The organism is Microcoleus sp. bin48.metabat.b7b8b9.023 (assembly GCF_013299185.1).
Classification (GTDB): Bacteria; Cyanobacteriota; Cyanobacteriia; order Cyanobacteriales; family Microcoleaceae; genus Microcoleus.
In genome coordinates, this window is sequence record NZ_JAAFKG010000061.1 from 1 (window position 1) to 22,029 (window position 22,029).

The window sequence follows — 22,029 nt, forward strand, 5'->3', positions numbered from 1 at the left end:
TCAACAAGTACCGATGCAAAATACGAACCATCTCGGTTTTGGGATACCGTTACAGTTTTGATCGTGCCATCATACTGGCGATGAATCTTGGCTTTGACTTCACCAATAATCGGAAATTTTATAGTGTCCTCCAGAATTTTCACATTCTGGGGATAGGTGACAGATTGCCTGTTGTGCTTGGATTTGAAGCTAGGAAACCCACCACGTTTCTCAAAGAAGTTTTTGTAAGCAGTTGATAGATTCAGTGCTACTACTTGCAAGCTTTGTGAGTATGCCCCATCTTTCAACCAAGGGTATTCCTTCTTGAGCGCTGGTAGCATACCTTGGATAGCCAATCTGCTCAATCCCTTACCAGTTTCCTTGTAGGTTACTTGGCTCTTATTCAAACTATAGTTCCAAAACCATCGACAACAACCAAAAGCACCAGCAAAATACTGTTGCTGGTGGGCGCTTGGATAGATTCGGAACTTGTAAGCTTTCAGCATTTATCGGCTATCGGTGTTTCTGATAAAAGATTAACACAAGGATTTTGCGGTTGTCAATAAGTTGGCTTGTTTTCTCATCCAGCCTCAAACCTCAAACGCTGCGCGTTATGCGACTCGGCTGTAATCGTCAACTCGCTCGCCTTCGATCCCGACGCTCACGGATTGTACAGGTAGAGCGCGGGACTTCCCGGGTGTATGGTTAAATTGTAAAAAGTCCAGCATCACTATTTTGTCCGGAGGAGCTCAGTTGTGGAAATCATAGGAGCAATCGTAGGTTTTTTGGCGGGGATAGCAGTTGCTTACTGGTTAGTGGAAAAGCGGTTGCACAAGCAAAAGCAAGAACACTTGCTGCAAACTCGCAGAATAGCTCAGGATATAGAACTAGCTCAGATATCTCGAATGCAACAAACTACCGAATCTCCACACCAAGAAGGAGAAGATCGGTTGAGAAAGGCTACTGTTGAACACGAAAATTTACTCAGACAAGTTACAGCTCAATACGAAAATCAGATTCAACAAGTTGCGACTCAATACGAAAATCGACTCCAACAAGTTTTAGCAGAACGCGATCGGCTCCAACAAGTTGGAGGCTCCCACGAGCAGCAGATCCGACAAGTCACCCAGGAATTAGAAGCCGCTTACAATGCTAAGCTTCAGGAAAACATACAATCTTTGCAAGCCGAACACGAACGTCATATACTCACACTTTCTGACGAATTGCATGACAGTTATCAAGCTCAGATGGATGAACATTTTCAAAACCTGCAAAAACAACACGAAATTCAATTGAGACAAGCTGCCTCGCAATATGGGAACAGCGAATTTGACATACAATCAACGACGGGGGCTTTGCAACAGCAATACGAGAGTCAGTTGCAAGCCGCTCAGGAGCAGTTTCAAGCTCGCGAAGCTCAGATGCTAGCTACTATCAGGTCTTTGCAAGAGCAATACGAGAGTAATGTACAACAACAAGAAATCCCGGAGCAACAGTTCAGTCAGTTAAATCCAACAGAATTTACATCGGATTTACCACAACAGGAAGTTTGGCAAGAAGACCCATATAATCAATTCAATCAACCAGAGTTCAATCAACCAGAGTTCAATCAACCAGAAGTTGAACAAGAGTTAAATTACACAGGATTTTCCGAACCACAATCAATTGATTTAGAACAACTCGAAATCAGACAAACGCTTGAATCTCCCAGACAAACACCAAACTACTCATCGGTGGCGCAGTTGATGGGATGCGTTCAAAGTCAGGACACAGAAACTCGCAAATTTGCAGCGTCTGCTTTAGGTAAAATGGGTGCGGCTAATGCTTTGAGAACCGACGGTCAGCGAGCCATAGAAACCTTGGGTAAATTAGCTCAAGATTTCAACCCGGAAGTGCGCGAAGCTGCTGTAGAAGCACTAGCAATGATTAAGTCTGAAAAAGTGATTCCGCTCTTGCAAAGAGCTTTGCGAGATACAGATAGCGGTGTGGCAAAATCGGCAAGTGCGGCGCTCAATAAGTTTAAGTTTTACCCGCGCACTCCGGCGGTGAAACCGAAACTGATGGATATCAAGAAACCAAAGCGTTAAGCAGTTACGAGCCTAAATATAGCAATTTTCAATTGCCTAAAACAAATTAGGTACGTAGTTGCGCTTCAGCGCTCTTCATAAATATCAGGAAAGAGCGCTGAAGCGCAACTACGTACCTTTGTACCTTTATCGTCAACTGTCAACGAAGAGGGCGGGCCCGCACCATCCACCGCCCCTACAACTATCAACTATTTAAAATCGCTGTTTTGTACCGAGTACAAATTTGATGTCCCCGTCATCGCTGACACCCATATCCAAGCGAATTAATCCCAAGGACGATCGCACTCTGACACCCAAACCAACACCAGCCCCAGTCCCCGGTTTATCCCTGACTACCGCCGGTTTTCCCAACACGCTGTCACCCGTTCCCAAATCCGACGCAAAATCAACAAATATCACGCCACCCACATCCCTACCAACCGGAAACCGATACTCGCCGGAAGCCAAAAAATAACTCCGCCCGCTGCCAATTTCCCCGCCGTCGTAACCCCGCACAGAATTGCGGCCACCCAGGCGAAACGCTTCCGTCGGTGGCAAATCTCCAATTACCGTCCCCCCTTGCACGTTAAAAGCCAACATTTCTGGCAAAGCTTCCGACTCGCTGATGCCCAGCAAAGTTACTGGTACATATTGTATATAATTGGCTAGCAGTCGGTTGCTCGCAATGTTGCCGCGTCCCAGAGGTATCGACTGTTCTGTACTGAGGCTGAGAATTGAGCCGCTGGTTGGGTTGAATGGATTGTTTCGCCGATCGAGCGTAGCGCCAAAAGAAACAGTATACAATTCGTCAACACCCGCACCGCTGAATGTGAGAGGATTGCCGAGTACGTCCCGGCGAGCAAGATTTAAATTGCGATCGCGCGTGCTGATATTGGTATAATTCAGTCCCAAAGTTCCCCGCCAATCGCCCAAAGGTCGCGTAACAGCGAGATTTCCGCCCATCCGAATTTCTCGAACTCGATCGCCGTTGGGCAAATTAATATCTTTGTTGAAAATTTCCGAAATTCTGCGATCGCCAAAAGCTCTCACACTGTATCCCAAACGGTCATCGGCGGCAACGTAAGGACTGACAAACTGCACGTCGTACTCGATACCTCGGAGACTGGGCTGAATTTCCACCGACAACCGCTGCCCGTTTGTCCCGAAAGTGCGATCGACATAGGAAAGAGGAACAGCCACACCAACATCATCACTCAAAGTGACACTCGCCCCAACAGAACGAGCCGATCGCTCTTGGACATTGTAAATTACATTAATATCCGTCCCAACTTCTTCAGTAGAAACCGTCACCTTGTCAAACAATCCCAACTGCTGCAACTGCTGCAAATCCGATCGCACAACTTGCTGGCTGTAATTATCCCCCGCCTTAAGTTTGAGCTCGCCTCGGATAAAATCTTCCGAAGTTCTCCCCTTAATCGGATTTCCTTTTTTATCAACAGCTTCGCCTCGGGAATTAACAAAGCGAATTTTCACCTCTGCAACGTAAATGCCCTCAACATTTCTCCCTTGACTGATTGGTAGAGTACCGCCTAGCTGTTGCGCGTTGCCGTTGACTGCTTCCGGGATTTCGACTTTGGTGGCGATCGTCCCCGCAGTTGCTAACAGAGATGTAAAATCTTTATGGCGATCGGACTTGAGTGAGGGCGATCGAACTTCTGGAGCAACAGCAATCTCATCAGATGTTGGCAAATCCGGTACAGTTGCACTCACCTCATCCTCCTCCCTCTGCGCCCTTGTGGAATAGGCGTCTCGCCTGTCAACCTCTGCGGTTCCTTCTCTAACCTCCATCTCACCCTGCGCGACAGTCAGATCGATCGCCCGCGCCGCCAATTCCCCACCAGCCACCGCCGCCAAACTCAAAAATGCAATAATCCGAATTCGCATAAACATAAAACTAAAGAATACTCAACGCATATTACTCAAATTCGGTCGTGATGCCTAATACCCCATCTGGAAATAATACCCCTCTATTCTTCAGTCGGCGGAGGCCGACTTCGCTTGTGCAGTCGCGGTTTCAACCGCCGACTCCTCTCGACGAGAAGTTTCAACCCAGATTTAGTAACATTAGCCAACAAGAAACCCGGTATTTTTGAAGATACCGGGTTTCTGAGATGATTAAACTTGGGGAAAGATCGATCGCGGGCGATCGTACAATTGGGAAACCAAAAAATTATTTAAAGAGATTGCCGAGAAACACGCTTCTCAAAATGAGCCTGAGTCTGCTGCAACAGTTGTTCGCGACTGTCCTTAGCAGTGGTAATGGTAGGGAGCAAGTTTCGAGCTTGTAAAGTCATGTGAAGTTGTAAGTGTGCTACGTACTCACTGACATCTTCGCGCAGGGAGCAAGCCGGGTAACGTTTTAAAGTAGAGTTCAAAGTTTTCTCCTGCTTCGAGTTTGCAGTATTTTTGAAATAATAATAGAGACTATCACGCTCTATTTCTAATTCTGTACTCTGTAATGAAGTTTAACCTATGGACTGCTGTTTTGTTACAATTGTTTACGAGTATTGCTTTAAAGAAGTAAATCCACCTCATTAAAAGTAAAATGTCGATCGCCAAAAAGCTTACTGTGTATATATTCTTCCTTCTCCGTCAATAACAAAAGCCCTCTTCCCTCTTCCCTCTCCCCTCTTCCCTCTTCCCTCTTCCCTCTTCCCTCTTCCATCAAATTGTCAGGAGTCGATCGCCCATGCAGTCTCAAGCAGCAGTAGCACACAAGCACACATTAACTACATTTGTCAATAACCACAGCCAAACAGCCACCTACCTCGACATTGGCACTGGCCCATGCTTATTGCTGCTGCACGGTTTTTTCGGAGAAAAAACTTGCTGGCTACCCTTAATTGAATTATTGCAATCTCAATTTCGGTGCATCAGTTTAGATATGTTAGGTTTTGGAGAATCCAGCAAACCACAAATCCAATACGACGTAGCTGTAGAAGTTGCTTTTGTGCGGCAAGTTTTACAACAACTAAACATCGAACCATGCGGCATCATCGGGCATTCTTTTGGCGGCTGGGTAGCATCTGCATACGCCCTAAAATATCCCAAATCTGTCAGCAGTTTAGTGTTAGCAGCACCTGCGGGAATCCGGGACGACAGTTTTTGCGGTCAGTACGATGCTTTGCGACCCTTGCTGTGGCAAACGCCCGCCGTTGATTGGGCCTTGCAGCTAGCAAAACCTTTTGCTAGATTAGCGGGGAAAAGTGAGAAATTGCAAGAAATTTCCGGGTGGCGCAGGGAGCTAATGTATCAACCAGTAGCAAGGTCATTTTTAATGAGCCGGATGCGGCCAGAAGACGCCGTTGACACAGTAGAAAAAGAAATTCACAAATTGCAAATTCCTACCTTAGTCATAGCAGCAGATAGAGACGAAACAATTCCTCTATGGCACTGTCAAACCTACGCCAACGAGATACCGAGAGCTGAGTTAGCAATTATCCCTAATGCGACTCACGGGTTGCCGCAAACTCAAGCTCAAATCATGGCAAAGTTGATCGGTAAATTTTTGGATAATTAAGAAAACCTTTACAATAAGCAAAATGCTAAAAGATATGATAGGGCACCTTCGAGGGTTAGGACGCTCTGAATAGCTTTTTCCCAATGCAGTTGATTGCTTATTCTTGTTATTTTTCCTTATTTTTCCTTCTTTATTTTGCTACAAGCAACCAATAAAAAATAATTGTATTAAAGTATACTACTTTAATAGTAAAAAGAGCATATATTGCTTAGTGTATTGTACATTTTTTTTATGGTTATACAATCTTGTGTCAGCACGAACTACAAACATTTAGTTGATTCTGGAGTATTACGAATGGCGGCACTGAGAAACTACTTTAATCTGGAAGAAATTACGACAGCCAGAAAAGTTAGTGCAGCGGTAATTAACATCAGCGGCCGCCAGCGAATGCTTTCCCAGCGATCGGCATTTTTTTGCATGAGGTTAGTTAGCTCTGGGAATGCGGCAGAAAGAGCCAAACTGCGCGGGAATTTGTTAGAGGCGATCGAGCTTATGGAAAAATCTCACCACGATTTAATTCATACTGACAGCAGCATCAACTTGGCGAGTCCCCCTTCACCCACCGTCAAAGCGATGTATTTTGAGGCGCCGCTGTATCTAGACAAGCAACTGCGCGAATATATCGATCGCATAAAAGCATTAGTGCAAGTTCCCGACACCGAACTCAGGCAGGAGAATCCCCATCTACAGTACATTATCGAAGCTGCCGGTGGCGAATTGTTAACAGCTTTCGATGCCGTCGTGAGTCAGTACCAGCAAGAAAGCGAAATCGAACAATTTGAAATCGACCTCAAACAGGTTGAACTCTATCAAGAAAGCTGTGCAGCCACCTCCAAAGCCGAAGCTCAAGCAGCCCAAATCGATCGCGCACTTCGCGAACTCAAGCAAACTCAAGCTCAACTCCTCCACAGCGAAAAAATGTCTTCCCTGGGAGCCCTAATGGCAAGTATCGTCCACGAAATTAATAACCCAGTTAGTTTTATTTACGGCAACTTGAGCCATGCCGAAATTTATACCCAAGATTTACTGAACCTGCTGCGTCTATATCAAGAACACTATCCCAACCCCTGTTCCGAAATAAAAAATCAAATCCAAGACATCGATCTCGAATTTCTAGTTGAAGACTTACCTAAAGTTATGTCTTCCATGCACATGGGTTCCGATCGCATTCGCGAAATAGTCAAATCCATGGGCAGCTTTTCGCGAACAGATAACACTAACATGAACCTGTGCGATTTGCACGACAGTATTGACAGCACCATCCTAATTTTGCGTAACCGTCTCAATGCTAAAAAAGACCGTCGCGAGATTCAAATAGTTAAAAATTATGAAAAATTGCCTGGTGTAGAGTGTTATGCCGGACAACTAAATCAAGTATTTATGAATCTAATTAGTAACGCGATCGATGCTTTGGACGAGGCAGCAAAAAATCGGCCCGATCCAGCCCTAAAAATTTCGATACGCACAGAACTCGCTGGGCTAGATCGCGTCAGAGTCAGGATTTCTGACACGGGATCGGGAATGACAGCAGAGGTAAAAAAACGAATGTTCGAGCAGTTTTTTACCACCAAGGCGATCGGTAAAGGTACTGGTTTAGGATTATCTATTGTCTACAAAATCCTAGTAGAAAATCACCGAGGAACGCTCAGGTGCGAGTCCGAACCGGGGAAGGGAACCGAGTTTATCATTGAACTGCCAGTACAACAAACTTAAACAGTTGATAAGCATCCAAATTTATGATAAATTGTGGCACGGGCGTCCCGCTTGTATAAATAATTGTGCTTAAAAATTACCAGAAAGAATTGGTTGAAAGCCTGCACCCCGGGAGAAATTAAAATCAGACTATTCATTACCCGAAATAATTGGTTGAAAGCCCCAATCCCGGGAGAAATTAAAATCAGACTATTCATTACTCCAATCCTCTTCCTTCTTTTGTCAACTGTCAACTGTCAACTGTCAACTGTCAACCGTCAACTGTTAACTGTTAACTGTTAACTGTTAACTGTCAACTGTCAACTGTCAACTGTCAACTGTCAACTGAAACATCACCTACTCCAATTGTAACTTCAAAGTTGGCAATAGCTTTTCTAGATTCTTGAGAGATTTCTGTTGCCAAGGAACATCTTGTGAACCCACTACCAAAAGTTGAATCGTTTTCTTTTTCCGTACACTAATCACAAACTTAGACAGCATATTAATACCAGAACTATTAACAAAATCCAATTTTGTTAGGTTCAAGGTAATAGTAGGCGGTTCAGGATTAGCTACCTCATCTAATAGATCGACGATTGGCTTATAATCTGGCGCTCCATCTAAGCTGAGTTCGCCTTGGAAACAGACTGTCACCGATTTTGGATCGTATTGAATACAGTAGTCTTGACCTTTGATTTCGTGAATATCCATTGTTTTGTCGTTTCCTGAGTGAATTATTGTCGGACAAAAGAGCCAGTCGATTTTCCATTTTTCGATTTGAGATTGACTCCACAGATCAATTGAGGAGGTTCAACTTCGGTCTAAAATTTGGGGTTAACCACTGAGCAGTGTCGGGGGCTTGTATCCATTTGTGAATTCGTCAATCTTGAAAAAAATGAAACTAAACGCTAATTTGAACGATTGTCGTAATAGCTAGCATATTGGAACCATCAGACATCCTCTCAAATTTCCAACCAATCTTAGCTGAATAGTCATTAATCATCGTCAGCAATCCCAGTCCCGATGTTTCACTTTCAGATTCAGCATTCTTTTCAAGCTGCTGTAAATATAGTTCATCAGAGTCGGAATTAAACAGTTCTGCAATGAATTCCTGCAATTTATTCGCCGCTGGTTGCTGCACGTAGTTAGTGGCAAAAATTACGGCAGTCACATCAGATTCTCCTATAAAGTGTATCCCAAACCTTACCTTATGATTGCAATTATCATCAGTAAACTTGATGGCATTTTCTAATAGTTCATTGGCAATGTAGCTCACAGCTCCCTTACTTTGTTTAATCCGTTTCTCGCTGCTAGCATCCTGCTCGTCCACCGGGAGAAAGCTGGACAAATAATCGGCAACAAAATGAGCCGATACCCTATTGTTGCGCCAGCGCTGCTTGATCGGGCGAGAACTTGGCGTAAATGTAAGTTCTAGGGAGTCGTGTTCCGGTGGAAACTGGTCGATGAATTCTCCAAAGACTTGAATCATAGTTTGTAAACTTCCAAATGTCATTATTTTTCTGCCTCCTGTTAATATGTCAATGTCACTTCTGGGTAAATTTCCAGACGCCATTCCAGTTAGCGGGAAGACTATTTTTTAACAATTCTTGGATGCGTCTTAGGTAAATTTGCCTGGGTTTGTCAGCAGGATTTAGCTCTACTATATGTTCAAAACAATCTTGGGCATTAGCAAAATTTACCTGACAATATTGTTCTAGACCTTCGTCAAAAATAGGCAAAGTTTGAATCTTGAGCGATCGCACAGGTTCTACTTCAACATCTAACACCTCACAAACAGTAATGGCTTCTTGTCTACCTTTGACAATTGCCCGATCCAAAAATCGAATATGATATTTTTCGGGTTGACTCAAACGTTTTACCACAGCTTCTGAAATTAATAAAGATACCCCATAATACTTAGTTAAACTTTCCAGGCGAGCCGTGAGATTGACACGATCGAACAGCGCATCAGCTTGCATCCGATTGGCATCTCCAATAATTGCAACCATCGTATCACCGACATGGATACCAATGCCAATATTCAGCGGTATCTCCCCATTTATTTTACGGCTTTGATTTAATTTTTTCAACTGTTCAACCTTCATAATTCCCGCCTGAATAGCATCATCAACGCCGTCGGGAAAAACTGCCATCAGTCCATCTCCCATATACTTGACAATAAAACCGTTGTGCTTGCGAATTTCGGGACTAATTTGCTGTAAGTATGTATTGATGAAATTGAAGTTTTCTTGAGGAGTCATTTGCTCCGCCATCGTTGTAAACGAACGCAAATCCGAAAACATGATTGCCATTTCTTTGTTCACGCAATCTCCAAGCTGGAAATCTACAATGCTTTGCTTTCCCAGAAAACGGATTTTTTTTCGCTCGATCGCTGTTTATGACTATAACTTACAGTGGAAAATCTCTAAATCCGGATTTTGCTTCGATGCTTCAATACTAAATGAAACAGCGATATGATAAACCTGGCCGATGACCGTCAATCATAAATTATGCACAATATTTCCCTGTTGCTTCAATACTAGCAAAGTAATGTCATCAAATACCTTTTGCGCTCCAATGAATTTTCGCAAATCATCGATCGCAGATTGCTTGATTTGTTCGGCGCTCAAATGCCAGTTTTGAGAAACCACAGCACAGAGTCTTTCCATGCCGTAGAATTGTTTGTGGATATTTCTAGCTTCGGGGATGCCATCAGTGTAAAGCACGACACCATCCCCCGGCTCTAAATCTACTAAAAGATGACCGATCCAATCTGAAATATCCTCATCTAAGCCTATGGGAAATCCTAAATCCATCATGTCAATGCGTTCAATCTTACCACCTTTTCGGACTACGAGAGTTTCCTCATGTTGACCGCTAATACTAATTTGGCTGTCTGCGTAATTGAGGAGAGCTAGCGTCAGGTTTTTGTCCGAGTTCATCCGCTGAATATTTTTATAAATAGTGCGGTTCAGGGTATCTAAAAAGCGCACGGGGTCAAGTTCTTTAACTTCCTTGAGAGTCCGAACAGCCGTTTGAGTCATCACCATCAAAATACCACTTTCTAGTCCGTGTCCGGTGACATCACCAATGCAGAGCGTTACCACCCCATCATTAAAAAGTACGTCGTAGTAATCGCCACCAACTTCATCGGCTGCTTCCATAAATCCTGCAATATCTAACTCTGTAATTGCTGCTAATTCCGCTGGCTTTGGTAGAATTAACTGCTGCATTTGTTTGAGGAGATCGAGTTCTGCACTCATCCGAACATTCTCATTTTTGAGGCGCTGGTTGAGGGCAGAAATTGCTTGATTAGCTTGAGCAAGTTCGGCAGTACGTTCTTCTACTTTATCTTCTAGAGTTTGATAGAGCAGAGCATTTTCAATGGAGATAGCAGCTTGGGAAGATAGGATTTTTAATACTTCTAATCTGTCAGCAGTAAATGCACCTGTGGCGAGACTGTTTTCTAAGTACAGAATGCCGATCGCTTGACCTTTGTTAACAATGGGAGTACACAATACAGATTTAGGTTGGTGCTGAATAATGTAGGGATCTGCTGCAAAGATATTTTCTACAGCAATATCGTTAATTACCAAGGTTTCTCTGGTACGCCAGACGTAGTTAATGGCTGTGATGGGAAGATCTTGGCTTTGAGAAACTGGAATATTTGGCAAATAGCAGTGTTTGTCTACACATTTAGCAACAATCAATAATTTACTATCCCTTTCTAAGATCAGAGAGCCTTTGGATGCGCCTGCATTTTCGATCAGTATTCGGATCAAGGTTGATAGCAGTTCCTCGACGTTGATTTCTCCCGATATGGCTTGAGAAGCTTTAATTACTGTTTCTAGATCGAGAAAATTGGAAACATTTTGGCTGCTGGAAGTAATCTCTGCTACAATTGTTTCTGCAATTGTCTCTCCTGTATAAAAAGTGTTGTCTTGTTGGAGAATGGGGCCGAGTAATTGGGAATATTTTTGTTGTAGATCGTGGACTTTGGCCTGGGAACCCCAGCGAGCGTAAGCGTAGTAAGCGTCAGTTAGATAGACGCGGGCAATTTTATCTTTGCCTAATTGCAGGTAGAATTTAGCTGTAAGTTCGCTGAAGAGTGCTTCTTCTTGAAGGTATTTGTTTTCTTTGGCGGTGGCAATGGCGCGATCGTACAAATCGATGGCTTCGAGCCTGTTTCCCAATACTCGTGCTATTTCTGCTGCTACTAAGTCGTACTTGTGTTGGTAATTCATGGGTGCGTGGAATGCCCAGGTTTGCATTTTTTCCTGATTGGCTCTCACTTGGCTCAAATATTGCGATCGCGCGATCGGCTCAGCATCGGCATACATCGCCAGCAGGGCTAGGGAATGGTAAAAGTTGTGCTGCGGTACCATCATCAGCGAACCGACACCAACGACATATTGCTCTGCTAGCTGGGCATTTTCCACGGCACTTTCGATTTCGCCAAACAAATAATTGAGAACCAATTTAGCAAAATAAACGCCAAACAGGGAAGATACATTATTTGCTGCTACCAAAACTGGCAGCAGTTCATCTTCATTAAAACTCTCACCAACTAACCGACATTTGTCCTCAGCTAATCCTTGTAAATTTAATGCTAGCTGTCGCCATATCTTGGTATAATAAGTCTGATATTCTTGCTTGGACTTGACCATTGATTCAAGATACTGGTCGTATTTTAGATCTACAGATGTTAAGTCTTCACCGCTAAAGAAGCTGTAGATGCAAAGATACATAGCAGAATAGCAAGCATACTCCATATCGCCGCTTTCTAAGCCGCTTTGGACGGCCCAGAGCAAAGACGGTATTGTCGCTCGACTAGGTTCTTTCCAATGTCTCACGCAAGCATTGTAGACCATTATAACTTTAGATTCAAATTCTGTGGAGGTAAATTTATCTAATACTTGCAAAGATAGTTGACCGTATTGATAGCCTAATTCAATGTCTCCGATTGTTTCACAGATTAAGCTGCAACAAGCATAGGCATAACTAGCCGGGGCAGAGTTTCCATATTTACTGCAAATATGTGCCATTGTAAAGACAACGGCTGGGTAAATTTCTGGACTAGCTAGATAAGCGGCAGAGGCGATCGCACATAAAATCCTCAAAGCAGCAATTTTATAAGGATCGTTGATTTCTGGGAGATTAGCTAAAGCGGGTATCTCCACCACCGCCGGCAGTTGTGTTTCCAAAGCAACACCCAGCATTCCCAAAACTTGCAATCCAGTATCCACTGCCGATTTCATCTGATTTTGGGCAATATAAGACTGAATTTGGGCTTCGTAAACTCGGAATTGATCGAGGAGGTTGTGCGATCGAGATATAACTATTTGGGCCAGTTGGTGCGACAAATCGAAATTGGTATTCAAATATTCGGCTGCAACCGCTTCTACATAAAGATCGATCGTCAAGTCGTATAAATTTGTCCAGCTATCCTCTGGTAGCAGATTTCTGCCGATAGTTAAGTAATCAACAGCAGCAGCATAAGCTGTGGAAGTTTTAGCTTTGCGCCCAGCAATTAAATTCAAGGAAGCTAGTTGATGTCTTTCGGTGCGATCGACAATTAATTCCACTGCCATGTTCAAATGGTTGACAATATCAAATATCCGATCTTCCGTAGGGGCGGCGGATGGTGCGTGCGGGCCCTTGTGCAGTAGCAATCTGCCAATTTTCAGGTGAGTTGACTGCTTGGCATCGTCTGGAATCAAAGAATAGGCGGCTTGTTGAACGCGATCGTGCAAAAATTTGTAACTTGGCAATTGACAATCGGCAACCGCTAATGGCGCAGAGTCTCCACCATCTCCAAAAAATTTATAAACTTCACTTTGCGGTAAAATTAAACCTTCTTGCAATGGTTTCCACAAGTAGGCTGCGGTGTCTCTTTGAGATTTTTCACAGACAAGGGCTAAGGTTTCTAAATCAAATTGGCTACCAATACAAGCAGCTAATTTTAAAACATCTTGAGTAGCGATCGGCAATTTCTGCAATTTATTCGCCACAAACTCGACTACATCATCGCTGACTGCCAATTCTCTGATTTTAGTAAGATCGCACTGCCAACCACCCCGATCTACCCCTGGCAATGGGGAGGCAAAATCGAAATAGATTAACTTATCTTCGTGGAGTTGCTTGAGGAATTGATTGCTAAAAAAAGGATTTCCATTAGTTTTGTTGAAAATGATTTCTGTCAAGGAAAAAGCTCGGTGGGTCGCACAACTTAAAGCATCAGCAACCAGACGATTCAAGTCCACTATTGAAAGTGGCGCGAGATTAATTTGATTAATTATAGTGGCCGAGCGATCGCTGCCCTGTTTTTGTAGAGAAGATGAACCCGCACCTAGCTTGCGAATCTCTGATAAAGTCAGCATTAAGGGATGAACGTTGGAGACTTCATTATCTCGATAGGCGCCAATTAGCAACAAATGTTGACCTTCTGATTCGCCCACCAACAATTGCATTAATTTCAGAGATCCTGAATCTGCCCATTGCAAATCATCTAAGAAAATGACTAAGGGGTGATTTTTGGTAGCAAAGACACGAATGAACTTTTGAAATAATAGATTGAAGCGATTTTGTGCAGGATTTGGTTCTAGTTCAGAGACAACAGGTTGCTTGCCAATCAGCAGTTCTAATTCTGGGATAACATCAATAATTACCTGAGCATTATCCCCTAAAGCTGACAAAATTTTGGCTTGCCACTGCTGAACGCGAGCAGCACTTTCTGTGAGTAATTGCCGCATAAAACTTTGCAGAGCTTGTACCCATGCCGAAAAGGGAATATCGCGCTTGAATTGGTCAAATTTCCCTTTGATAAAGTATCCCCGCTGCTGAACTATGGGCTTGTGAACTTCGTTAATCACAGCGGTTTTGCCAATCCCAGAAAAGCCCGCTACCAGCACGATTTCGGTAGTAGCTGTACGGGGTATTTTCTGCGGTTCTCGGCTGTTGGAAGACGAAACATCCAAATCGGCTGCTGGGGGATTTTCCTGGGGACAGGCGACGCGCTCGAAGGCTGCTAATAGGCTCGAAACTTCGATTTCTCTGCCATAAAGTTTTTCTGGAATTACAAAGCGTTCGGAAATGTCTCTGCTGCCTAATTCAAACAGTTGAATAGTGCCACAATCTGAGTATTGTTTTAAGCATTTTTCTAAATCGTGTTTGATGCCAAAAGCTGTTTGATAGCGTGCTTCCGCTGTTTTAGCCATCAGTTTTAGCACGATGTCATTCAATACTTGGGGGATGGCAGCATTTAGGGCGAGTGGGGGAATTGGCTGGCGAGCAATGTGACAGTGAACCAACTCAATCGGCTCCTTAGATTGGAAGGGCAATTGTCCTGTCAGCAGTTCGTAAAAAGTTACTCCCAGCGAGTAAAAATCGGTGCGGTAGTCAATCCCGCGATTCATTCTGCCAGTTTGTTCTGGAGACATATAAGCTAATGTCCCTTCCAAGATATTGGGGTTTTTAATTTCTTGGTTTTCTTTCGGCAAAAACGATGAGATGCTAAAATCTATAAGTTTGATTTCTTTGGTTGTAGGGTTGATTATAATATTCTGTGGTTTGATATCCTTGTGAATAATGCCGCTGTGATATATTGTTTCTAATGTCGAGCAAATTTGAATGGCAATTTGCAAAAAAATGTCTAGGCGATTGGTGAATTTACCCTGGACTCCAAAAGCATCGTTGGTGATGTATTCAGCCAGAGAAATACCGCCAAAGTCCTCCATTACTAAAGCAAAACCGTTACGATATGTTTCCAGACTTAAATGTTTGACTATACCGGAATTATCAATATTTTTAGCAATGGTGTACTGATTGCGAAACTGCACCAGTTCGGTGAAAGTCGGATACTCAGACTTGAGAAATTTGATGACGACTGGTCGATTGTCTGATTCCGAAAAACCTCGATAAACCAAGGTTCGGGTGCCGGAGTAGAGTTGTTCGCTCATGCGGTAGCCGGGAATTGCGATCGGGGTCATAGTTGCTAAATCCTAGTCAGCTTTTATTTTAAGAGGACTTACGCACTCCGACGTTCATAACCGGGTTTTTTACCTAATCCGCTAGCTACAGCCTCTGTATTGTAGTAAAAAAACCCGGTTTCTGGCTGCCTGCGTGTAAGTTATGTTTAAGCACTATCAAACTTGTTTGTGTTCATTATTTATTAGTTTACTACTGCTCCCAAGATTTCGGGAAGATTTGACAAAAAATAATCATATGTCGAGCGCTAACCATCGCACGTATCATGAATTTTGTTAAAAATCTTTGAAGCGCTTGCTTCCGGGAAGCGGGAGCCTGTTCAAGTCACATCTGGGATGTCCAGCTTTCTGTTGGTTGAATTCGCTACAAATTTCTTGGTACAATAGATAGACATTTTGAATGGACGGAATTACGTTTTAAAAGCTCTAGCTACAGTTAATTAATTTTTGTGACGGTATTAAGAGCAACTAATAATGTTATGATATCAAAAAATCTACTAACCTCAACAAATCTGCGTTCATTAGCGCTCATCTGCCTGCATCGGCGGTAAAAAAATAAATACCAAATACAAATGCAAATTAATCAAGCCCTCCACAGCGCCCTGCTCGTTTCCAACCTCGAAAAATCCCAACACTTTTACAGCAATGTATTAGGACTGCAAAAAATCGATCGCGAATTAAAATTTCCCGGCATCTGGTATCAAGTCGGTAACTTCCAGCTACACCTAATTTTGGCGGCAACAATTATACCAGATGCCGTAGACTATGAGAAATTGGGGCGCAACCGACATCTAGCGTTTGCTGTGGCTAACTTAGAGGCAGCCAAAGAGCAATTAATCGCTCACAATTGCCCGGTACAAATGAGCGCGTCAGGTCGATCGGCATTATTTACCCAAGATCCAGATGGGAATATCATTGAACTGGGCGAGTAATACCATTTTTTTATGAGGCTGCTCCCGAATTCGGATCCCCCCTAACCCCCCTTAATAAGGGGGGGATAAGATTCTTTTCAAAGTCCCCCTTCTTAAGGGGGATTTAGGGGGATCGAGATATGTGCAACTTCACATTAAATTGGTATAACAGATGAAAATCATCGCCTACTCTTACACCGAACCGCTGCTAGAAGCCGCACCAGCAGCCGAAATTTGGGGCCAAGAGGTCGATCGCACATACCAAGACTTAGGAGGGCGCCAGCAACTCCAGCAACTGCTAAAAGACTGCCAAACAGAACCAGTCAAATACTTGCTAATTCAGCGTTTTGAAGAACTCGGCGACACAGTACAGCAAGTGTGCGCCCACCTCGAACAACTAGAAAACCTCGGCATTCAACTAATTGTCACAGACGAAAAACAAACAGAAAATAGAGCCAACTTGCTCAAACTCCTCGCCGAACTCCAGCGCAGCCAACACAGCCGCAGCATTCGCAAAGGACACGCCCGCAACCGCATCAAATCCCTTCCCCCACCCGGAAAAGCCCCCTACGGCTATCGGCGCGGCAAAGACAAATATGCGATCGACAAAACCGCCTCCCCCGCCGTCAAAGACTTTTTTGAACACTTTCTCATCTACGGTTCCCTGCGCGGTTCCGTGCGTTATTTAGCAAAGAAATACAACAAAAAAATCTCCGTCAGCACAGGCCGCCGCTGGCTGACAAATCCCGCCTACCGAGGCGATTTAGAATATCAAAACGGCGAAGTAATTTCTAACACCCACGTCCCGATTATTTCCCGAGAAGAAGCCGCCCAAGTAGACAGATTGCTGCGGCGCAACAGTCGCCTTGCTCCCCGCAGCGCCAGCGCCCCGCGTTCCCTCGCAGGTTTAGCAATTTGCGCCGAGTGCAAGTCGTCCATGACAGTTACGAAAGTCACAGCCTACCGCAAAGACAAAGAATACCTTTATTTGCGACCGATTAACTGTCCCCAACAGCCTAAATGCAGCGGCATTTCCTACGAAGAAGTGTTGCAATTAACCATAGCAGGGATTTGTCGCGATTTGCCCGATGCGATCGCCCAGTTGCAAATGCCGGACATCCAAGGCATCAAAGCCGGAATCGCTGGGGCGATCGCATCTAAACAAAAAATTATAGAACAACTGCCCGCCCTGATTGAAAGCGGCATTTTGGACGCAGAAACCGCAGATTTGCGATCGTATAAAATCCGCACAGAAGTTGCAGAAATGCAAAGCAAATTAGCGAAAATGCCCCCCGTAAATTTGCGAGAAACTGCTCAAACTGTTTCTCTTCCCCAATTTTGGCTGGATTTGTCTGAATCGGAACGCAGGTTTTATTTTCGAGAGTTTATCGATCGCATTGAAATAATTCGGGAGAATTCAGAAGTGAAACTGCAAATTATTTTTATTTTTTAATATTGAAAAATTGACAATTAACAATTCATATCATTGTCGATAGAATGAGTTTGTAGTGAGGACTTTAGTCCTGGCAATCGAAGGAATAAAGTAGTAGTAGGGTGCGTCAGCGACTTCTGGCGGACTACCTAAAAATTAGGCTAATCGCTGACGCACCCTACAATATCTTAGACTATTAACTGTCAACTGTCAGGGGTTTTAACTGTCGATCGCACTGCTGCACAAAAGAGGTAACTACAGAGTGATAAAATCGGTAGCGGTGAGAGCATTGGCAGCAACACCGTTAAGCTTCGCTAACAATTGATTGGTACCCGTCACGCTAATCAAAGTTTGATTGCTGCTAGACGCAATGCTGAGTTGATTGAAACTCAAACCGGGAGCCAACCCAATTAAATCCTCGCCCTTGCGGAAATCAGTAATGATGTCGCTACCCAAACTTTGATTTAGGAAAAACACATCACTTCCCGAACCGCCAGTCAAAGTATCATCTCCTATATCCCCGGAAAGGAAATCGGAACCAGCACCGCCAGCAAAGAGATCGTTACCCTTACCGCCGAAAAGCGTATCGTTACCGGCGTCACCGCATAGAACATCGTTTGCATCGTTACCAAACAGTACGTCGTTGCCAATACCGCCATCGAGACTGTCGTTTTCTTTGCCGGAGTAAATCGTGTCATCTCCTGCCCCGCCAAACAGCAAGTCTGTACCTTCATTACCAAACACAAGATCGTTGCCGTTGCCAGCATTGATAGTGTCATTTCCTAAGTTGCCGAAAAGGAAGTCGTCGCCATCTTCACCGATCAAGATATCGTCATCTTTGCCGCCAAAAATGGTGTCGTTGCCGATACCGCCGGCAACAGTATCTTTGCCCAAATCTCCCATTAAGAAGTCATTGCCATCGGCGCCAAGAATAGTGTCATTATCTTTGCCACCACTGATGGTATCGTTGCCAGCGCCACCTTGGATTAAATCAGTGCCGTCATTGCCGAAGAGCAAGTCGTTATCTGCACCGCCGTCAATGTTGTCATTGTCGCCCATGCCGTAGATAGTGTCGTTGCCGCCCAGTCCGTTAATCGACTCGGGGATGCTGCTACCCATGATGAAATCGGCATTGTTACCCCCATTGACAGTTTTTTGGACGGGGTTGGGGGTAATGGTAGCAGAGTTTAATTCCGGGGCGCTGAATCGATCGAGCAAACAATTATCTGTGCCCGGTATCGGAGTCGGAGTTGGTGCCGGTGTCGGCGTGGGGGCGGGTGTGGGTGTCGGAGTTGGAGTTGGTGCCGGTGTCGGCGTGGGTGCGGGTGTGGGTGTCGGAGTCGGAGTTGGTGCCGGTGTCGGAGTTGGGGCGGGCGTGGGTGTCGGAGTCGGAGTTGGTGCGGGTGTCGGAGTTGGTGCGGGTGTCGGAGTTGGGGCGGGTGTTGGTGTCGGAGTTGGTGTCGGAGTCGGCGTGGCTGTCGTTGTGAATTCAAAAGCGCCGATATCGACGATCGCACTGCCGTTACCATCACCATCCTGGGGGCGAGTCACACCGCGCTGATCCTTAGCTGGCGCGCCCGCACCAGTACCTGTGTCAATGGCGGGACTTCCTGCTAGCAGGGGCAACACGAAAGCACCGTTGATATTTTGCAAAGGGCCGAGTTTCGGATCTGCGATCGTCACCTTTGCTGTAGCGTTATTGTCGTTTGGATCGCCTGTCGTGAGTTTAGCTGGAAACTGAAGATTATTCCCGCCATCAATTAGTTCTCTTCCAGTTTGGAATTTAACTTTAAAAGGATTGCCAGCCGTGTTGCTATCAAAAATCGAATTTTTGACAGTAATTGGCTGATTGCCAAAGGTTGCAATACCTCCCGAAAACTCTCCAGCGGTGTTCTTGGCAAAAGTCGAATTGACGATGTTAGTCGAAAAGGCATCTTTGTTACCGACAACCATTCCGCCGCCTTGTTTAGCAGCCGTGTTGCCGGAAAATGTACTGTTGACAATGTTGATATTACCCTCTTCTCCCAGCCACAAGCCACCACCGTTATCATCGGCTGTGTTGTTAGCAAAGGTGGTATTTGTCACTGTCAAATCTACATTTCCGTGGCGAACTCCACCACCAGAACCTCCCTGACCCGCTGCATTTTTGATAGCCTTGTTGTTAATAAAAGTGCTATTTTCCAAAACTACTTTGTCTTGGTTGTAACCAAACAAAAAGGCTCCACCTCCTTCTCCTGTCCCGATATTGCCGTCAAAAGTGCTGCCTCGGATGATAATGTTGCCAGGAGTAGGGCCTGGTGTTGCATTGGGCCCAGAAGCATTAGCGCCATCGACGTAAACTGCCCCGCCAACGCCTTTATCTGTGCGGTTGCCAGTGAATTTCGAGTTTTCGATCGTCATGCTGCCCAACAGGTTATTCACAGCCCCGCCGTAGCTGCCTTTGTTGTTGGTAAATTCGCTATCTTTGATACTCAGAACACCGCCGCTTTTAGTGGCGATCGCCCCGCCGCCGCGTTCGGTATTGCTAGCCAAAGAACCGTCATTGCCGCTAAACTTGCTGTTAATTACTGTTGTGGTGCTGCGGAAACCGGTGTAAACGCCACCGCCGAAACCGGCAACATTATTGTTGACTTGGCAATTTTCTAAAGTTAAAGTGCTGTTACCGCCAGTTTGAATGCCGCCGCCGCTGCTAGTCGCCTCATTATTCGGATCGGTTCCCGACACTTTGCCGTCGGCAACAATCAGGTTTTTTAGAGTAACATTGGTGGAACCTTCGGTGAGGATTACCCGCGAAGTGTTGTTGCCACTGATGGTTAAATTGCTAGCAGCACTTGCATCAATTGTCAAGTTTTTGTTGATGACAAGTTGACCGGAAGTGAGGGTGATTTTTTGATTGGCAAGAGAGGAGGAAAATTGAATAATATCGCCGGCTGCTGCGGAGGCGATCGCGCTTCTCAACGAACCTGCTCCGCTATCATTAGCGTTGGTAACGGTAACAGTGGCTAAAGTCCCTTGGTAATCGGCCATTGCTTCTGGAGTCAAGGCAATGGGTGCTTCAATATCACCCTTGGTAAACTCCAAATTCCAGTTACCACCGCGGCCAGTGCGATCGCTAGATGCCGCAATATCAGCCCCGGTTAACTCCGAAAGGCGATCGACAAAATTAGCCCCATCACCCGCCGCCACATCGCAACCGTAAAGCATGATATCAGCGCGATCGCTCAATGCCGTGCGCCACCCTTCCAACTGGCTTGCATACTGCGGCAAATTATCCGAATTCAGCGTCGCCGAACCTAGCTGCAAACTGCCAGAATTCCCGTGAGAAAAAATGTGAACTTGGTCTACAGTTCCGCCCGCAGCAGCAATGGTTTGCAGTTTCGCAGTAATTTGCTCGACTCCGTTGCTATTTTTATCTAAAATGATTGTCTCAGAATTTGCGATCGCGCCGGCCGCCAGAGTTTGATAGTCATCTAAGTCCGAGTCAATGAAGACAAGAGATTTAGGACGAGAATTGCCGAGAACAGACTGTGAATCAATACTGGTAAAAGTTGAATTCATTTTTCATACCCATGATGATGTTTGCTATTTGCTGGTAAATGACCTTAAACAGTTGACAGTTGACAGTTGACAGTTGACAGTTGACCGTTCGAGAGCTACCTTTACCAACAAGGAAGAGGATTGGAGCAATGAATAGTCTGATTTTAATTTTTCCCTCAAATGGTTCGGGCTTTCAACCAATTATTTCTGGTAAAATATACATTCTGAAAACCCCGGGATTGCTAAAAAACTTCGTGAAAGCATCGGGGGACTACAATCAAGAGAATCTTGGGTTTTTCTCCATGATTTAAATCAGAAAAATACATTCAGACAGAATTATTGCTATGTGGCGATTGCCTGGGTGCATCTGGTTTTAGCAAATATATCTGTAGGGGCGAAGCATGACCGCAGTCAATATGGGATTATAACTAATAACTTATATGCGGTCATGCTTCGCCCTCTTCAACAACCAGATGCACCCGATTGCCTCGATTTCAATTAACCGCAGAGGATGTAATTTCAATCCAGAGAAGAGCTGCTGCGGTTCCAAATTACTGATTGACCTAAAGCCCCAAAATCTGCTCTCAAAGTCTGTTGACAGTTGACAGTTGACAGTTGACAGTTGACAGTTGACAGTTGACAGTTTCAACAATTCCAATGCAACTGGAAACGATATCAATTTGAGGTATTTGTCGATCGCCAAAAGTTCCAAAAAAATCCGAAATTCCGGTAACTAACAGTAGGGTGCCCAGCGGAAGCATTAGTGTCAACTTAAGCCTGAAATGCTTGATAAATTTGGGTTTGACGCCAAGTCTAGATCCCCCTAAATCCGCCTGATAGTCGGGGGACTGTCGATCTGACTCTTGTTCCCCCCTTTTTAAGGGGG

16 protein-coding genes are annotated in these 22,029 nt (G+C 44.7%); 7 read left to right on the forward strand and 9 right to left on the reverse strand.

Going from position 1 to position 22,029, the window contains the following annotated elements:
* Positions 1-485, reverse strand: a 485-nt coding sequence (locus tag QZW82_RS26515; protein ID WP_293155355.1) for an RNA-guided endonuclease TnpB family protein, incomplete at its 3' end; no start/stop codon positions are given.
* A gap of 249 nt (positions 486-734) precedes the next feature.
* Between QZW82_RS26515 and QZW82_RS26520 the strand changes: the two genes are divergently transcribed.
* Positions 735-2,066, forward strand: coding sequence for a HEAT repeat domain-containing protein (locus QZW82_RS26520; RefSeq protein ID WP_293155358.1), 1,332 nt, complete (start codon positions 735-737; stop codon positions 2,064-2,066).
* Between the two features lie 192 nt (positions 2,067-2,258).
* On the opposite strand, the gene QZW82_RS26525 is transcribed toward QZW82_RS26520, so the two are convergent.
* Both QZW82_RS26525 and QZW82_RS26530 read right to left on the reverse strand, forming a co-directional pair.
* Positions 2,259-3,950: a BamA/TamA family outer membrane protein gene (locus tag QZW82_RS26525; RefSeq protein WP_293155361.1), complete on the reverse strand. Its 1,692-nt coding sequence runs from the start codon at positions 3,948-3,950 to the stop codon at positions 2,259-2,261.
* A 290-nt stretch (positions 3,951-4,240) separates the two neighbouring features.
* Positions 4,241-4,441 (reverse strand): hypothetical protein, encoded by a 201-nt coding sequence (locus tag QZW82_RS26530; RefSeq protein WP_293155365.1) that lies wholly within the window; start codon positions 4,439-4,441, stop codon positions 4,241-4,243.
* 314 nt (positions 4,442-4,755) lie between these two features.
* On the opposite strand from QZW82_RS26530, the gene QZW82_RS26535 reads away from it, so the two are divergent.
* The 3 genes from QZW82_RS26535 to QZW82_RS26545 all read left to right on the forward strand — a co-directional run bounded on the left by QZW82_RS26535 (position 4,756) and on the right by QZW82_RS26545 (position 7,581).
* Entirely contained in the window at positions 4,756-5,586 is an 831-nt protein-coding gene (locus tag QZW82_RS26535) for an alpha/beta hydrolase (protein ID WP_293155368.1), read from the forward strand.
* 231 nt (positions 5,587-5,817) lie between these two features.
* A complete protein-coding gene (locus tag QZW82_RS26540; protein ID WP_293155371.1) occupies positions 5,818-7,299 on the forward strand; it encodes an ATP-binding protein in 1,482 nt (493 codons plus the stop codon).
* Positions 7,300-7,452: 153 nt separating this feature from the next.
* Positions 7,453-7,581, forward strand: a complete 129-nt coding sequence (locus QZW82_RS26545) for a hypothetical protein (RefSeq protein ID WP_293155374.1) — start codon at positions 7,453-7,455, stop codon at positions 7,579-7,581.
* 54 nt (positions 7,582-7,635) lie between these two features.
* Here QZW82_RS26545 and QZW82_RS26550 read toward each other — a convergent pair whose 3' ends face one another.
* From QZW82_RS26550 to QZW82_RS26565, 4 genes are all read right to left on the reverse strand, one after another.
* Complete coding sequence (locus QZW82_RS26550; RefSeq protein ID WP_293155378.1) at positions 7,636-7,989, reverse strand: STAS domain-containing protein; 354 nt, start codon at positions 7,987-7,989, stop codon at positions 7,636-7,638.
* A 190-nt stretch (positions 7,990-8,179) separates the two neighbouring features.
* Entirely contained in the window at positions 8,180-8,767 is a 588-nt protein-coding gene (locus QZW82_RS26555; RefSeq protein ID WP_293155381.1) for a DUF6272 family protein, read from the reverse strand.
* 55 nt (positions 8,768-8,822) lie between these two features.
* Complete coding sequence (locus tag QZW82_RS26560; protein WP_293155384.1) at positions 8,823-9,602, reverse strand: adenylate/guanylate cyclase domain-containing protein; 780 nt, start codon at positions 9,600-9,602, stop codon at positions 8,823-8,825.
* 177 nt (positions 9,603-9,779) lie between these two features.
* The gene (locus tag QZW82_RS26565) at positions 9,780-15,266 is read right to left on the reverse strand and encodes an AAA family ATPase (protein WP_293155387.1); all 5,487 of its coding nucleotides are present in this window, start codon (positions 15,264-15,266) and stop codon (positions 9,780-9,782) included.
* 569 nt (positions 15,267-15,835) lie between these two features.
* On the opposite strand from QZW82_RS26565, the gene QZW82_RS26570 reads away from it, so the two are divergent.
* Positions 15,836-16,195, forward strand: a complete 360-nt coding sequence (locus QZW82_RS26570; protein WP_293155390.1) for a VOC family protein — start codon at positions 15,836-15,838, stop codon at positions 16,193-16,195.
* A 151-nt stretch (positions 16,196-16,346) separates the two neighbouring features.
* A complete protein-coding gene (locus tag QZW82_RS26575) occupies positions 16,347-17,627 on the forward strand; it encodes a recombinase family protein (RefSeq protein ID WP_293155393.1) in 1,281 nt (426 codons plus the stop codon).
* Between the two features lie 234 nt (positions 17,628-17,861).
* Here QZW82_RS26575 and QZW82_RS26580 read toward each other — a convergent pair whose 3' ends face one another.
* Positions 17,862-21,164, reverse strand: coding sequence for a DUF4347 domain-containing protein (locus QZW82_RS26580; protein WP_293155396.1), 3,303 nt, complete (start codon positions 21,162-21,164; stop codon positions 17,862-17,864).
* Between the two features lie 128 nt (positions 21,165-21,292).
* Here QZW82_RS26580 and QZW82_RS26585 point away from each other — a divergent pair, with 128 nt between their 5' ends.
* Positions 21,293-21,454: a hypothetical protein gene (locus QZW82_RS26585; protein ID WP_293155399.1), complete on the forward strand. Its 162-nt coding sequence runs from the start codon at positions 21,293-21,295 to the stop codon at positions 21,452-21,454.
* Between the two features lie 273 nt (positions 21,455-21,727).
* On the opposite strand, the gene QZW82_RS26590 is transcribed toward QZW82_RS26585, so the two are convergent.
* A complete protein-coding gene (locus tag QZW82_RS26590; protein ID WP_293155402.1) occupies positions 21,728-21,904 on the reverse strand; it encodes a hypothetical protein in 177 nt (58 codons plus the stop codon).
* Between the last annotated feature and the right edge of the window lie 125 nt (positions 21,905-22,029).

Excerpts from the sequence above, each read along its gene's own strand:
- QZW82_RS26590 (WP_293155402.1), bottom strand. The coding sequence starts at position 21,904 with ATGCTTCCGCTGGGCACCCTACTGTTAGTTACCGGAATTTCGGATTTT.
- QZW82_RS26555 (WP_293155381.1), bottom strand. The coding sequence starts at position 8,767 with ATGATTCAAGTCTTTGGAGAATTCATCGACCAGTTTCCACCGGAACAC.
- QZW82_RS26570 (WP_293155390.1), top strand. The coding sequence starts at position 15,836 with ATGCAAATTAATCAAGCCCTCCACAGCGCCCTGCTCGTTTCCAACCTC.
- QZW82_RS26525 (WP_293155361.1), bottom strand. The coding sequence starts at position 3,950 with ATGCGAATTCGGATTATTGCATTTTTGAGTTTGGCGGCGGTGGCTGGT.
- QZW82_RS26575 (WP_293155393.1), top strand. The coding sequence starts at position 16,347 with ATGAAAATCATCGCCTACTCTTACACCGAACCGCTGCTAGAAGCCGCA.
- QZW82_RS26550 (WP_293155378.1), bottom strand. The coding sequence starts at position 7,989 with ATGGATATTCACGAAATCAAAGGTCAAGACTACTGTATTCAATACGAT.
- QZW82_RS26535 (WP_293155368.1), top strand. The coding sequence starts at position 4,756 with ATGCAGTCTCAAGCAGCAGTAGCACACAAGCACACATTAACTACATTT.
- QZW82_RS26580 (WP_293155396.1), bottom strand. The coding sequence starts at position 21,164 with ATGAATTCAACTTTTACCAGTATTGATTCACAGTCTGTTCTCGGCAAT.
- QZW82_RS26565 (WP_293155387.1), bottom strand. The coding sequence starts at position 15,266 with ATGACCCCGATCGCAATTCCCGGCTACCGCATGAGCGAACAACTCTAC.
- QZW82_RS26585 (WP_293155399.1), top strand. The coding sequence starts at position 21,293 with ATGAATAGTCTGATTTTAATTTTTCCCTCAAATGGTTCGGGCTTTCAA.
- QZW82_RS26540 (WP_293155371.1), top strand. The coding sequence starts at position 5,818 with ATGGTTATACAATCTTGTGTCAGCACGAACTACAAACATTTAGTTGAT.